The sequence below is a fragment of the Bradyrhizobium sp. STM 3561 genome, from assembly GCF_045571455.1.
In the GTDB taxonomy this organism is placed as follows: Bacteria; Pseudomonadota; Alphaproteobacteria; order Rhizobiales; family Xanthobacteraceae; genus Bradyrhizobium; species Bradyrhizobium vignae.
The window spans coordinates 2,758,999-2,772,290 of record NZ_CP120695.1 but is presented as its reverse complement, the minus strand read 5'-3'; the positions used below and the strand labels follow the sequence as shown (position 1 = coordinate 2,772,290).

Below are 13,292 nucleotides of genomic sequence, written 5' to 3'. Positions count from 1 at the left end.
CCAGGGTTGCTCCGCGGAGGGATTCTGGATTGCCTCGCGGAGCCTGTCATCGGGCCGCGCTCGCGCGGACCCGTTGGCTCGCAATGACGGAGAACTAGGAGACCGCTCGCCTCTTCTTCGCATTCAGCGCGGACGCCACGCGGCTTGCGGGCGGCTTGCCGAGCACGCCGCTCATCGCGTTGGTCGCCGCCAGCAGCCGGTCCATATCGACGCCGGTCCTGATGCCCATGCCCTTGAGCATGTAAACGACATCCTCGGTCGCGACGTTGCCAGTCGCGCCCGGCGCATAGGGACAGCCGCCGAGGCCGCCGGCGGCAGCGTCGACGACGCGGACGCCCTCCTCCATCCCGGCATAGAGATTGGCGAGCGCCTGCCCGTAGGTGTCGTGGAAATGCATCGCGAGCTTGCCGACGGGAATGTTGGCGCTGACCGCGCGCAGCATCTCTTTTGCCTTGCTGGGCGTACCGACGCCGATGGTGTCGCCGAGCGAGATCTCGTAGCAGCCGAGCTCGAACAGCGTGCTCGCGAGGTCGGCGACCGCCTTCGGCTTGATCTCGCCGTCGAACGGACAGCCCAGCACGCAGGAGATATAGCCGCGCACCTTGACGCCGTCCGCCTTGGCGCGCGCCAGCACAGGCTTGAACCGCCCGATGGACTCCGCAATCGTACAGTTGATGTTGGCGCGCGAGAAGCCTTCCGAGGCCGCCGCGAACACGGAGACGACTTTCGCGCCCGCGGCGCGTGCAGCGTCATAGCCCTTCTCGTTCGGCACCAGCACGTGGAATTCGGCGCCCTTCACATGCGCGACGCCGCGCAGCACGGCATCCGAGCTTGCCATCTGCGGGATCGCCTTGGGCGAGACGAAGGCGCCGACCTCGACCGTATCGAGGCCGGCCGCAACCAGCGCCTCGATGAAGGCGATGCGGGCCTCGACACTGACTGATGTCTTCTCGTTCTGGAGGCCATCGCGCGGCCCCATCTCGATGATGCGGACGGGATCGCTCATGTCACTCTCCTGCCGGCTCGACCACGGCGAGTTCGACGCCCTCCTGCACGATATCGCCGACCTTGCACTTGATGGACTTCAGCACACCCGCATAGGGCGCCCGCAGCGTCTGCTCCATCTTCATCACTTCGAGGGTCAGGATCGGCGCGCCCTTGTCGAGCTTGGCGCCTTCCTCGGCGAGCACGGCGACGACCGTGCCCGGCAAGGGTGCCGCGATCTTGTCTTCGCCGACATGCTCCTCGCTCTCGCCGCCGAACGGATCGACCCAGTGCAGGTCGAACCGGCCGTTGCGGGTGCGCAGATACAATTCATGGCCGTCGATCACGGCAGCGACGGACGATTTGACGCCGTCGAGCGTGAGATCGAAGCCACCGTCCTTCGCCGCGATCGTGAAGGCGAGCTCGCGTTCGCCGATCAGCAGCGTCGAGGGGCCACTGCCGTAGTTCAGCGAGATCTTCTGCTCCGGCCCATGACCAACACCATGCCCGACACGGAAGGCAAAGCTGCGCTGGCGTCGGCCGACCGGCTGCCAGCCGAAGGTCTGCCAGGGTGAATTTGCCTGCGCACGCGCGGCCTGCTGCTCCTCGTTGACGACAGCGGCCACCGCGGCGCAGAGCTCGAGCTCTCCGGGCGCCGGCGCAGCCTGCGTCAACACCGCCAGCTCGCGCTCGATGAAGCCGGTGTCGACCGCATTCGTCCACACCTTCGGATGCGTCATCAGTGCCGACAGGAACGGGATGTTGGTGACGATGCCGCGAACGTCGGTCTCTTCCAGCCCGCGGTTCAGCCGCTCGATCGCCACGTCCCGCGTCGGTCCCCAGGCGATCATCTTGGCCAGCATGGCGTCATAGTACGGCGAGACCGCATCGCCTTCGCGATAGCCGGCGTCGATGCGCAAGCCCCCGGTCTCCGCCGGCAGCCGCCAGGTCGAGATCCTGCCGACCGACGGCATGAAGTTCTTGGTCGGGTTCTCGGCATAGACGCGCGCTTCGACCGCATGGCCGTTGAGCCGGATCTGGTCTTGCTTGAGCGGCAGCGCCTCGCCGAAGGCGACCCGCAGCTGCCATTCGACGAGGTCGATCCCGGTGATCAGCTCGGTCACGGGATGCTCGACCTGCAGACGCGTGTTCATCTCGATGAAGAACACGTCCTTGCCGTCGGAGACGAACTCGATGGTGCCGGCGCCGACATAGTTGACCGCGCCCGCCGCCTTTCGGGCGGCGGCGCAGACCGTCTCGCGTTGCGCGGCGTTGAGCGTCGGCGACGGCGCCTCCTCGATCACCTTCTGGTGCCGGCGCTGCAACGTGCATTCGCGCTCGAACAGCGACAAGAGATTGCCGTGGCTGTCGCCGATCACTTGCACCTCGATATGCCGGGGATTGTCGACATACTTTTCGATCAGCATGCGATCATCGCCGAACGCGGCCAGGGCCTCGCGCTTGGCGCTGACGATCGCAACCCCGAGCTCGGCCGCCGAACGCACGATCCGCATGCCGCGGCCGCCACCGCCGGCGGAGGCCTTCACCAGGACGGGAAAGCCGATCTTCTCGGCCGCCTTCGACAGCGTCGCCTCGTCCTGGGCCTCACCATGATAGCCGGGCACCAACGGCACGCCGGCCTTCTCCATCAGCTCCTTGGAACCGGACTTCGAGCCCATTGCCGTCATCATCCCGGCGGTCGGGCCGACGAAGACGAGCCCCGCATCGAGGCAGGCCCGCGCAAACTCGGCATTCTCCGACAGGAAGCCGTAGCCGGGATGCACAGCTTCCGCGCCGGTCTTGCGCGCGGCCTCGATCAGCCGCTCGACGTTGAGGTAGCTGTCGCGCGCGCGTGCCGGCCCGAGCAGCACGGCTTCGTCGGCGAGCGCGACATGCATCGCGTCGCGGTCGGCCTCCGAATAGAGGGCGACCGTGCGCAGGCCCATGGCGCGTGCGGTGCGGATGACGCGGCAGGCGATCTCGCCGCGGTTGGCGATCAGGAGCGTGCGAAATGGCCGGTAGAGCTTCGAGCGGTCCATCACATCACATCCTGAACAGGCCGAATTTCGTCGGCTCGATCGGCGCATTCGACGACGCCGAGAGGCCGAGCCCGAGCACGAGGCGCGTGTCGGCCGGGTCGATGATGCCGTCGTCCCACAGACGCGCGGTCGCGTAATACGGGTGCCCCTGGCTCTCATATTGCGCGCGGATGGGCTCGCGGAATTTATCTTCCTCTTCCCTGGACCAGCTATCGCCCTTGGCCTCGATGTTGTCGCGCCGCACCTGGCTCAGCACCATCGAGGCCTGCTCGCCGCCCATCACCGAGATGCGCGCATTCGGCCACATCCAGAGGAAGCGCGGCGAGTAGGCGCGGCCGCACATGCCGTAATTGCCGGCGCCGTAGGAGCCGCCGATCACGACGGTGAATTTCGGCACCGAGGCGGTCGCAACTGCCGTGACCAGCTTGGCGCCGTCACGTGCGATGCCGCCAGCCTCGTATTTCTTGCCGACCATGAAGCCCGTGATGTTCTGCAGGAACACCAGCGGAATGCCGCGCTGGCAGCACAGCTCGATGAAATGCGCGCCCTTCAGCGAGCTCTCGCTGAACAGGATGCCGTTGTTGGCGATGATGCCGACAGGAAACCCCCAGATATGGGCGAAGCCGCACACCAGCGTCGTGCCGTAGAGTTTCTTGAACTCGTCGAACTCGGAGCCGTCGACGATGCGGGCGATGATGTCGCGCACGTCGAATGGCTTTCTGCCGTCCACGGGCACCACGCCATAAATCTCTTCAGCGGCAAACAGCGGCTCACGCGGCGGGTGCATGTTGAGGTTCGGCCGCGCGGAAGGCTTGAGCGTGCCGACGATGCGCCGGGCGATGCCGATCGCATGGGCATCGTTCTGAGCGTAATGATCGGTCACGCCCGATTGCCGCGAATGCACGTCTGCGCCACCGAGCTCCTCCGCGCTGACGACCTCGCCGGTCGCGGCCTTCACCAGCGGCGGGCCGCCGAGGAAGATGGTGCCCTGATTGCGCACGATGATGCTCTCGTCCGACATCGCGGGAACATAGGCGCCGCCGGCAGTGCAGGAGCCCATGACGATCGCGATCTGCGGAATGCCCTGCGAGGACATCTGCGCCTGGTTGTAGAAGATGCGGCCGAAATGCCGCTCGTCCGGGAAGATCTCGTCCTGGAGCGGCAGGAAGGCGCCGCCGGAATCGACCATGTAGACGCAGGGAAGATTGTTCTGTCGCGCGATATCCTGGGCGCGCAGATGCTTCTTCACCGTCATCGGATAATAGGTGCCGCCCTTGATGGTGGCATCGTTGGCGACGATCACGCATTCGCGCCCTGAAATGCGCCCGACCCCCGTGATGACGCTCGCCGAATGCACGTCGCCGCCATAGAGGCCGTAGGCCGCGAGCGGCGACAGCTCCAGGAACGAGGTGCCGGGATCGACCAAGAGATCGACGCGCTGGCGCGCCAGCATCTTGCCCCGCGCGGTGTGGCGGTTGCGCGAGGCCTCACCACCGCCGCCGGCGACCTGGCTCAGCTTCTCGCGCAAATCCGCGACGAGCGCGCGCATGGCCTCTGCGTTACGTGCAAAGTCTGACGAAGACGGATCGATGCTGGAATGGAGCGGCATGATGATTCCAATGAGGTGAACGTTAAGCCGTCTCGGCCATCAGCTCGCGGCCGATCAGCATGCGGCGCACCTCGGACGTACCGGCGCCGATCTCGTAGAGTTTCGCGTCGCGCCAGAGACGCCCCACGGGGAATTCGCTGGTGTAGCCGACCCCGCCGAGCGCCTGGATCGCCTCGCCCGCCATCCACGTCGCCTTCTCCGCCGAATAGAGGATCGCGGCCGCCGCATCCTTGCGCAGGGTGCGCGCGTGATCGGCGCGGTCGCAGGCGCGCCCCACCGCATAAACATAGGCGCGTGTGGCTTGCCAGGTCGAATACATGTCGGCGAGCTTGCCCTGCATCAGCTGGAAGTCGCCGATCGGCTGGCCGAACTGCTTGCGCTCGTGCATGTAGGGCACGACGGCATCCATGCAGGCCGCCATGATCCCGAGCGGGCCGCCCGAGAGCACCGCGCGCTCATAGTCGAGGCCGGACATCAGCACCTTGACGCCCTCGCCCACCTTGCCGAGCACGTTCTCCTCTGGCACCTCGCATTCGTCGAAGAACAGAGGATAGGTGTTGGAGCCGCGCATGCCGAGCTTGTCGAGATGTTGACCGTGGGTGAAGCCTTTAAAGCCCTTCTCGATCAGGAAGGCCGTCATGCCGCGCGGGCCCGCCTCCGGATCGGTCTTCGCATAGACGACGAGCACGTCGGCGTCGCCGCCATTGGTGATCCACATCTTCGAGCCGTTGAGCACGTAGCGGTCGCCGCGCTTGTCGGCGCGCAGCTTCATCGAGACGACGTCGGAGCCGGCACCGGGCTCGGACATCGCGAGCGCGCCGACATACTCGCCGGAAATCAGCTTGGGCAGATAGCGCTGCCGCTGCGCGTCGTTGCCATTGCGACGGATCTGGTTGACGCAGAGATTGGAATGGGCGCCGTAGGACAGCCCCACGGCAGCCGAGCCGCGCGAAATCTCCTCCATGGCGACAATATGGGCGAGGTAGCCCATGTTGGACCCGCCATATTGCTCCGGCGCGGTCATGCCGAGCAGGCCAAGGTCGCCAAGGCGCTTCCAGAGGTCTGCTGGGAACAGGTTGGCTTTCTCGATCTCCGTGGCGCGCGGGGTGATCTCCGCCTCCACGAAGGAGCGAACCGTGTCGCGCAGCAGGCTGATGTCTTCGCCTAGATCGAAATCGATGCTCGGAATGTTCAAGGCGATTCCTCCGTGTTTTGGGGTCCGAACCTAGCCCGGTCCGGGCCCTCTTGCAGTCGAAAAGGTTGCATTTTCCGCCAAACTTGGCGAGGATTTTCCTGAGGGAATTCCGATGCCGTTTCAAGCCGCCACCGCGGTCCCGCGCCGCGCCGTGACTCCCGCCGCCTTCGTCCGCGGCGTGGTCGCCGCCTATGAACGATACGGCCGCGATCCCGCGGAGGCGCTGAGCCGGGGTCAAGTCCCGCCGGACCTTCTTAATTCTCCGGATGGGAGGGTCACCGCGGCCCAGTTCGAGGCGCTGGCAGGCCACGCCATGCGCGAGCTCGACGACGAGGCGCTCGGCTGGTTTTCCCGCCGGCTGCCCTGGGGCACCTATGGCATGCTGTGCCGCGCCTCCATCACCGCGCCGACGCTGGAGGTCGCGCTGAAGCGCTGGTGCAGGCATCACCGCCTGGTCACCGATGACGTGCTGCTCGATCTCGAGGTTGGCGAAGAGACCGCAATCGTTTCGATCCGTGAGCTGCGCGACCTCGGGCCGTTGCGCGAGTTCTGCCTGGTCACCCTTTTCCGCTACGTGCTCGGCTTCTCGTGTTGGGCCGTCGACTCCCAGATCGCGCTCCGCGCGGCTGAATTCCCCTACCCCGAGCCCGGCCACGTCTCGGTCTATCCGACCATCTTTTGCAGGAACGTCCGCTTCGACGCGGCCCATGCCCGCATCGTCTTCGACAAGCACTATCTATCGCTGCCGCTCACGCGCAGCGCCACCGATCTCGACAACATGCTCGAGGGCGCGCTCAGGCTGACCGTGCTGCCCTACCGGCGGGACCGGCTGCTGGTCGAGCGTGTCCGCCGCGTGCTGCGCAATGCGCGTGGACGGATCCTCGGCGCCGAGGACGTGGCGAGCGAGCTCGCGCTCTCCACCCGCACCATGCATCGCCGCCTGCGCGAGGAGTCCACCTCGCTGCGCGACCTCAAGGAAGAAGCAAAATTCGAACTGGCAAAACAGGAGCTGATGCGCGGCCGCACCCCGATCAAGCGCATCGCGGAGATCGCCGGCTTCCGCAACGAGAAGAGTTTTTCGCGCGCCTTCCGGAGCTGGACCGGCACAAGCCCGCGCGAATTTCGCGGCCGGTATCGGTGAGGCGCGCAGGCGCGCGACGTCAAAAAGTTGCGGCCCCCGCGATGCCTCGGAGGCCGCGACATTTCAGGGCTCGACAAGATTTCAGGCGTCAGTTCGAATTGGTCTGCCCACCCGACCGAAGCTTGCGCGACTGAGTCTGCTTCGGCTGCAAGGCGAACGCGTCGTTCGAGGTCTTGGAGGCGCCGCTCTGCGAGCAGATGCCGCCGATGCCGCCGGCCGCTGCCCGGCATGCTTCCATCGTCGGATAGCCGCAGCCATGCGCCGCCTGAGCACCGTTGGTGATGCAGTATTCTTCGGCCTGTGCTGCGGGGGCGGTCATCATGAGAAACGCAGATGCAAACAGCGTCGCGGCCGATGCGACGAACGCCCTCGAAATCGATGTCATGGTGTCTTTTCCTGCTTCAGGGTCCCACAAAAAAGTCCTCGGCATGCCAGGCACGCGGAGGTTCACGCCTTGGATCTAGGCCGGCCCAGGGACCCGACAATCACGGCTCAGCGCATTGCAGGGCTTCGCAAATCACATGTCACAGTTAGGTGACTAACTCATGCACAATAATTCGGATTGCGTGAAATGCCGAGCGGTCCGTACGGATGTCTCGAGATCCCTATCCCGCCGGCGCCGCCACCGCGACTTCCTGCAACGGCAGCGGCACATCCTTCGCGACGCCCAGCACGGGGAAGCTGCGGACGTTCTTCACGTTCGGCATCGCGGCGAAATGCAGGAGCTGCTGGCGCATGCTCTCGACGCTGGGCGCGACGCATTTCAAGAGATAGTCGGTGTCGCCCGAAATCCGCCAGCACTGCTGGATGCGCGGGATCGCGGCGATCGAGCTCTCGAACGTCTCCAGCACCGGCTGGGCCTGACTGCCGAGCTGGATCGAGACGAACGACACCACCTCATAGCCGAGCAACCGCTCGTCGATGACGGCGCGCACCGCCCGGATGACGCCCCGGCTGAACAGCGATTTCAGCCGCCGCAGGCAGTTCGGCGCCGACACGCCGACCCGCAGTGCCAGCTCGTTGTTGCGCACCCGCCCGTCCTGCTGCAGTTCGGATAGTATCTTCAGATCGACGCCGTCGAGCTGGTCACGCCCCGCCATACCCCGCCTCGCCATGAGCTCGTCATGGCCCCAGCGAAGCACGCAGCGGAATTGATGCCAAGGGGTGCTGGCCACCGATGTGACGTTGTCACGTACGGGCGGAATGCCTCTCCGCCATCAAGCCGGGCTTGTCCCGCCGGCGGCCGCCCGCCCCTCAATGCGTCCAGGGCTCGCCGCGACGGAACGAGAAATTGTCGGCATAGGCAACCGGCCGGCGGATCGACTCCTGCGGCTCGACCACCTGGTAGGCGATGCCCTTGCGCTCGCAATAGGCGATAGCCTCTTCCTTGGAGTGGAAGCGCAGCGTGATCTGCTGCTTCATGTCGCTCGACGAGGTCCAACCCATCAGCGGCTCGACCGAGCGCGGCTGCTCCGGCTCATAGTCGAGCTGCCATTCCTTCGTCTTCGACCGGCCGGATTGCATCGCGTTCTTGGCGGGCTTGAAAATGCGTGCGGTCATGGCTGGTCCGGGCCTCTTCGTCTTTTCGTTCGATTTCGATGCGTCACGGTGGCAGTTGGTGGAAATCTCGGGGATAGTATAGAGACACCGATCGGGAACTGATCGGTGATTCCGGCTCCCCGGCACCCTCACCAACGGTATAGTCATTATGCTGCACCGTGACAATTGCGTACCCGCCTCCGGCGCCGGCATCCCGCCCGGCGGCACCGCCTCGCCGACACCAGCGTATCCGTCCCCTTCGAAAGCTCCCGTCGCATGGCCTTCCTGAACATCAACGCCACGCTCCCTGAAAAGGGCCGTGATCTCAGGCTCGACCTGTTTCGCGGTGTCGCGAACTGGGCGATCTTTCTCGACCATATCCCCGACAATGTCGTGAACTGGATCACGACCCGCAACTACGGCTTTTCCGACGCGGCCGATCTGTTCGTCTTCATCTCCGGCTATACCGCCTCCTTCGTCTACGCGCGGATGATGCTGGAGCGCGGCTTCGTCGTCGGCGCCACGCGGCTGACCAAGCGGGTCTGGCAGCTTTATGTCGCCCACATCATCCTGTTCGTGATCTACATCGCCTCGATCAGCTATCTCGCGCTGCGCTTCGGCGATTCCGAGATGATCAACGAGTTCAACGTCGCCGGCCTCGTCGACAATGCCACCGAGACGCTGCGCCAGGGCCTGTTCCTGCGCTTCAAGCCGCTCAATCTCGACGTGCTGCCGCTCTACATCGTGCTGATGGGCCTGTTTCCGCCGGTGCTGTGGTTCATGCTGCGCAAGCCCGACCTGACGATGGCGCTGTCGATCGTGCTGTGGCTCGCCGCGCGCCACTTCGGCTGGAATCTGAACGCCTATCCGGCCGGCCAGTGGTACTTCAACCCCTATTGCTGGCAGGTGCTGTTCGTGTTCGGCGCCTGGTGCGCGATGGGCGGGGCCCGGCGCTCGATGGCGCTGATCAATTCGCCAATCACCCTGTGGGCCTGCCTCGGCTATCTCTTGTTCGCGCTGGTCATGACCATGGCCGGCCGCTTCCCCGCTCTTGGCGGCATGCTCCCGGAATGGCTGTTCGCGGCCTTCAACCCCAACGACAAGACCAATCTTGCACCGTACCGCTTCCTCCATTTCGTGGTGATCGTGATCCTGGTGATCCGCTTCGTGCCGAAGGAGTGGCCGGGACTGGAGTGGAGGGTGTTCGACCCCTTGATCGTGTGCGGCCAGCAGTCGCTCGCCGTGTTCTGCGTCGGCGTGTTCCTGTCCTTCGTCGGCCATTTCGAGCTGTCGATGAGTTCGGGCTCGCTGCTCGCGCAGATTTTCGTCAGCATCGCCGGGATCGCGATCATGACGACGGTGGCCTATTACATCTCGTGGTCGAAGAAGCAGGACAAGCCGCTGAAGCCGCCACCGGCCAAGCCGGCCGCAGAGGCGAAGGCGGCCTGAGAGAGGCGGCCCCTACGCCGCCTCTTCGCCGTCGAACTCCGTGAATTTCTTGTAGATCCATTCGCGGCCGTCGTGGCGGCGCCAGACCTTGCCGACAACGAACTGCCCATTGATGGAGCGGCGCGGCACGATCACGGTCCAGAGGTGCCAGATCTCCGTCCAGCTCGACTGCGGGCCGACGGTCTTGAGGTCAAGATCAAAAGACATGGGACAGAACTCGCTGGCGCAGAACTCAACTGATACGCGCGCTGCGACGAACCATGATCTGTGGTCGCACAGAAGGGCGGCCCATCGCGAGCCGGGTCCGAGCTGATAACAGCCACCCAAGCGGCCGCAACAGCCGCTCGCCTTTAACCTAACCGATCAACCTTACTTCTTGGGATGGATCGGCGCGATCGGTTGAAAGCCGGCGCCGGCTTTTCTAGAATATACGTGATTTGAGAACGAGCGCGCTATTTCAGCGCACGGTGATTTTCGAGCTGACGTCGGGCTTTGCCAGCAATCGGACGTTTGCAAAAAAAGTTGATTTGCGGGGAACAACGACAATGAAATTGCAATGTGCACGCCTGCGCCTCGCGTTGCGAATGGCGCCCGCGCCGATCGTGAGAACGCCGTCACAGGAGCCGCCGCAAGCCGCCAACGACAACCAGGCGGTCTGGTCCTTCGTCCCGTTTCCGCCCGGCTGGCACGCGTCGAGCTGACCAGCGCGGCCGGAAAAGCGCAACGCCGCGCAAGCGGAATATCATCGCTTGGCGGCGTCCGTTTAGACATTGGGCGCTGAAATCCCCAATGCAGATATGTCTATGGCGACGCGCAAAGGTTCGATGCGGCTTTGCTGATGCCGCGCGAAGCGGACGGCAGGACGTGAAAAATCCCGGGCGGGCGCCTTTCTGGCCCTCACCTCGCAACCTATCCCCGAGATACGAGTTGCCACTTTTTCCCGCATGCCCAAATCCACTCGAGCCGGAGCGCGGCCGTGAATTTTCGCGAACCAGCAGAGATCCATCACCAGCAACCCACAAGTGGGAGCGAGGCGGTGGGTCAGATCGAGATCCAGGAGAATGTGACCGACACGCCGGAGGCTGGAAGCTCCCTGTTCGCCATCTGCGGGATAGGCGTGGCCGGATTGGTGATGCTGGGGTGGATCTGCGCTCTCGCCTGGATCGCCTGGCGCATCGTCGGTTGGATGCTGTCTTGAGGATGTGCGCCTCCGAGGAACGGACGTGGCGCTCAACCTAGGGACTGGTCGGGGCAGCTGGATTCGAACCAACGACCTGCAGTACCCAAAACATACCAGCTATTCCCTCACCTACCCTCAGCCCCCCTCACGCGCCCTAACGTCGCGAGGAAAACCGGCCACGCCATAACCATCCGGTATCAGGCGCCTGCTGTGATTGGCACCGCGGTGCTTCCCCCGTGCTTCCCGGAGGGCAAATGAGCGGTCAAACCATCACGAAGAGCCTGGTTGACGGCCTGGAAAAGCAGGCGTCCGAATACACGGTATGGGACGCGAAGCTTCCCGGGTTTGGGGTGCGCGTCCGCCCCACCGGGGCCAAGTCGTTCATTATTGTCTACCGGGCGGGAACCGGCCGTACGGCGCCGGTCCGGCGCTACACCGTGGCTGCAGTCGGCAAGCTGGCGCCAGAGGCAGCTCGCACACAAGCCAAGATCCTGCTGGGGAACATTGCCAATGGCGCTGACCCCGCCGCGGAGAAGCGAGCGAATCGGCCCAAGCGCGACCGGTTGACTTTCGACGAGCTCGCCCAGCTCTACCTTGACCAATATGCCAAGGTGCGGAAATCGAGCTGGAAGAACGATGAGGGCTACCTGAAGAAGCCCCGGGCCAAGTGGAAGCGCCGAATCGCCTCCGAAATCACTGATGACGACGTCGCCGAATTGCTCGAGGAGATCGGCGCCACCGCGCCAGTCGGCGCTAACCGGACGCAATCGATCCTGCACACCCTATTTTCCTGGGCTAAGGAGCCGGGGCGGAAGCATGTATCGATCAACCCGGTAGCCGACATGCGCCGGCGCTACCAAGAAACTGCCCGTGAACGCGTCCTCAATGATGAGGAGATCCGGACCTTGTGGTGGGGCCTGGATGATCCGGAGTTGCCGGCCGGACGTGCGGTCGCCCTCGCCCTCCGCTTCATCTTGGCCACCATGGTCCGGCCTGGCCAGTCTGCGGGCTTGCTCATTCCGGAACTGGTTGGATTCACAGGCGAGGATCCGCAGTACCACATCCCAAAACATCGGGTAAAGAAGCGTCGGGAAGTGATTGTCCCGTTGAATGCATTGGCGGTCGCCATCATCCGAGAGGCAATCACGCGGGACGATCAAGGGGCCGTTTTCTGTTCCTGGTCGACCCAGGCGGAGACGGGCATCGATGAAGGAGCAAACAGCACCCGTACAGAACCACAGCAGCAACCACTATTGCCGATCACCCGAGACTCGTTGTCCGCAGCCTTGAACGGCCGGCCGGGCAAAGGCAAACGACCGGCGCGCAAGGGCATCCGAGAGCATCTCGGCCTAGCCCACTTCACACCGCACGATCTCAGGCGCACTGCCGCAACGATCGCACGCCGCGGGGGCGCCAAACGCGAGGACGTTAAGGCGCTGCTTGACCACCTGGAGGGCGATGTCACGGCCACCTACGACAAGTACGACATGCTGCCGGAGAAGCGACGGGTTACGGAAATCCTTGAGGCCGAGCTCCGCAAGATCGTGGGCGTCAAACCCAATTTTTCTAGGCCTGAAATCGTCTTTGATCGTGACAATGTCGTCCCCATCGAGGAGCAGCAAATCGCTGTAGCCAGCTAAATCCAGCGGGGCGCAGCAATTCAGGTGCCGCAGATAACGACGGCAGCAGGCTATTGCGTGTTGCCGTTGACTTCCTGACAATCTGGGATAGCATTTTAGTGTTCAAGCCAAGGTGTCGCGCTTCGGGCAGCGCGTTGTTTCTCTCGTTCCTTGGATAGACGGCTTGAACCGCGGCAACCGCCCTCATCCAAGGAACATGCCATGTCTCAATTTCTCACCACAGTTGAAGCCGCTCGCCACGTTCGCTTGTCCAAAGCGACGCTTGAACGTCTGCGTGTCAAGGGCGGTGGACCCGAGTTTCTCAACCCCGTCCCCGGGCGCGTGTTGTACGACGTCGTCGATTTGGATGCCTGGATGTGGAGCCGTCGGCGCAAATCAACGTCGGAAGCCGCGGCCGCCTGATACTTCGCGCGCACGCGCGTATCCCACCGGCCATGCATTTCACAACACCAGACAATGAGGGCCGAAACAGTCACGTCCCCGCGTCGGGCGCCAAACAAATGGCCCCGCCGACTT

Annotated in this window: 14 protein-coding genes; 6 read left to right on the top strand and 8 right to left on the bottom strand. The window is 64.2% G+C overall.

The features are described from left to right. Positions 1 to 94 precede the first annotated feature (94 nt). From P6U28_RS12995 to P6U28_RS12980, 4 genes are read right to left on the bottom strand one after another with little or no spacing between them, the layout of a single operon-like run. Positions 95 to 1,006 (bottom strand): hydroxymethylglutaryl-CoA lyase, encoded by a 912-nt coding sequence (locus P6U28_RS12995; RefSeq protein ID WP_122403323.1) that lies wholly within the window; start codon positions 1,004 to 1,006, stop codon positions 95 to 97. 1 nt (position 1,007) lies between these two features. Beyond that, a complete protein-coding gene (locus tag P6U28_RS12990) occupies positions 1,008 to 3,023 on the bottom strand; it encodes an acetyl/propionyl/methylcrotonyl-CoA carboxylase subunit alpha (protein WP_407122403.1) in 2,016 nt (671 codons plus the stop codon). A 4-nt stretch (positions 3,024 to 3,027) separates the two neighbouring features. Further along, positions 3,028 to 4,632 carry a carboxyl transferase domain-containing protein gene (locus P6U28_RS12985; protein ID WP_407122402.1) on the bottom strand — a complete coding sequence of 535 codons (1,605 nt, stop codon included), beginning with the start codon at positions 4,630 to 4,632 and terminating at the stop codon, positions 3,028 to 3,030. 22 nt (positions 4,633 to 4,654) lie between these two features. Then, positions 4,655 to 5,827, bottom strand: a complete 1,173-nt coding sequence (locus P6U28_RS12980) for an isovaleryl-CoA dehydrogenase (RefSeq protein ID WP_162500286.1) — start codon at positions 5,825 to 5,827, stop codon at positions 4,655 to 4,657. Positions 5,828 to 5,939: 112 nt separating this feature from the next. Between P6U28_RS12980 and P6U28_RS12975 the strand changes: the two genes are divergently transcribed. After that, positions 5,940 to 6,968: an AraC family transcriptional regulator gene (locus tag P6U28_RS12975; RefSeq protein ID WP_122403326.1), complete on the top strand. Its 1,029-nt coding sequence runs from the start codon at positions 5,940 to 5,942 to the stop codon at positions 6,966 to 6,968. Positions 6,969 to 7,056: 88 nt separating this feature from the next. Here the strand turns inward: P6U28_RS12975 and P6U28_RS12970 are convergent, their stop codons facing one another. The 3 genes from P6U28_RS12970 to P6U28_RS12960 form a co-directional block, all read right to left on the bottom strand. Beyond that, the gene (locus P6U28_RS12970) at positions 7,057 to 7,419 is read right to left on the bottom strand and encodes a DUF3551 domain-containing protein (RefSeq protein ID WP_244607655.1); all 363 of its coding nucleotides are present in this window, start codon (positions 7,417 to 7,419) and stop codon (positions 7,057 to 7,059) included. A 154-nt stretch (positions 7,420 to 7,573) separates the two neighbouring features. Continuing rightward, positions 7,574 to 8,068, bottom strand: a complete 495-nt coding sequence (locus tag P6U28_RS12965; RefSeq protein WP_122403328.1) for an Lrp/AsnC family transcriptional regulator — start codon at positions 8,066 to 8,068, stop codon at positions 7,574 to 7,576. Positions 8,069 to 8,222: 154 nt separating this feature from the next. Next, on the bottom strand, positions 8,223 to 8,528 hold the full coding sequence (locus tag P6U28_RS12960; protein ID WP_129144831.1) for an ETC complex I subunit: 306 nt from the start codon (positions 8,526 to 8,528) through the stop codon (positions 8,223 to 8,225). Positions 8,529 to 8,783: 255 nt separating this feature from the next. Here P6U28_RS12960 and P6U28_RS12955 point away from each other — a divergent pair, with 255 nt between their 5' ends. Next, the gene (locus P6U28_RS12955) at positions 8,784 to 9,956 is read left to right on the top strand and encodes an OpgC domain-containing protein (protein ID WP_122403330.1); all 1,173 of its coding nucleotides are present in this window, start codon (positions 8,784 to 8,786) and stop codon (positions 9,954 to 9,956) included. Between the two features lie 12 nt (positions 9,957 to 9,968). Here P6U28_RS12955 and P6U28_RS12950 read toward each other — a convergent pair whose 3' ends face one another. Further along, the gene (locus tag P6U28_RS12950; protein WP_122403331.1) at positions 9,969 to 10,163 is read right to left on the bottom strand and encodes a hypothetical protein; all 195 of its coding nucleotides are present in this window, start codon (positions 10,161 to 10,163) and stop codon (positions 9,969 to 9,971) included. Positions 10,164 to 10,423: 260 nt separating this feature from the next. Here P6U28_RS12950 and P6U28_RS12945 point away from each other — a divergent pair, with 260 nt between their 5' ends. The 4 genes from P6U28_RS12945 (at position 10,424) to P6U28_RS12930 (ending at position 13,178) form a co-directional block, all read left to right on the top strand. After that, positions 10,424 to 10,657: a hypothetical protein gene (locus P6U28_RS12945; protein ID WP_129144829.1), complete on the top strand. Its 234-nt coding sequence runs from the start codon at positions 10,424 to 10,426 to the stop codon at positions 10,655 to 10,657. Between the two features lie 275 nt (positions 10,658 to 10,932). Then, positions 10,933 to 11,154, top strand: a complete 222-nt coding sequence (locus P6U28_RS12940; protein WP_122403332.1) for an RNA-binding protein — start codon at positions 10,933 to 10,935, stop codon at positions 11,152 to 11,154. A 236-nt stretch (positions 11,155 to 11,390) separates the two neighbouring features. After that, a complete protein-coding gene (locus P6U28_RS12935; RefSeq protein WP_407122399.1) occupies positions 11,391 to 12,776 on the top strand; it encodes a tyrosine-type recombinase/integrase in 1,386 nt (461 codons plus the stop codon). Between the two features lie 201 nt (positions 12,777 to 12,977). Then, positions 12,978 to 13,178, top strand: coding sequence for an AlpA family transcriptional regulator (locus tag P6U28_RS12930; protein ID WP_126257766.1), 201 nt, complete (start codon positions 12,978 to 12,980; stop codon positions 13,176 to 13,178). Positions 13,179 to 13,292: the final 114 nt, after the last annotated feature.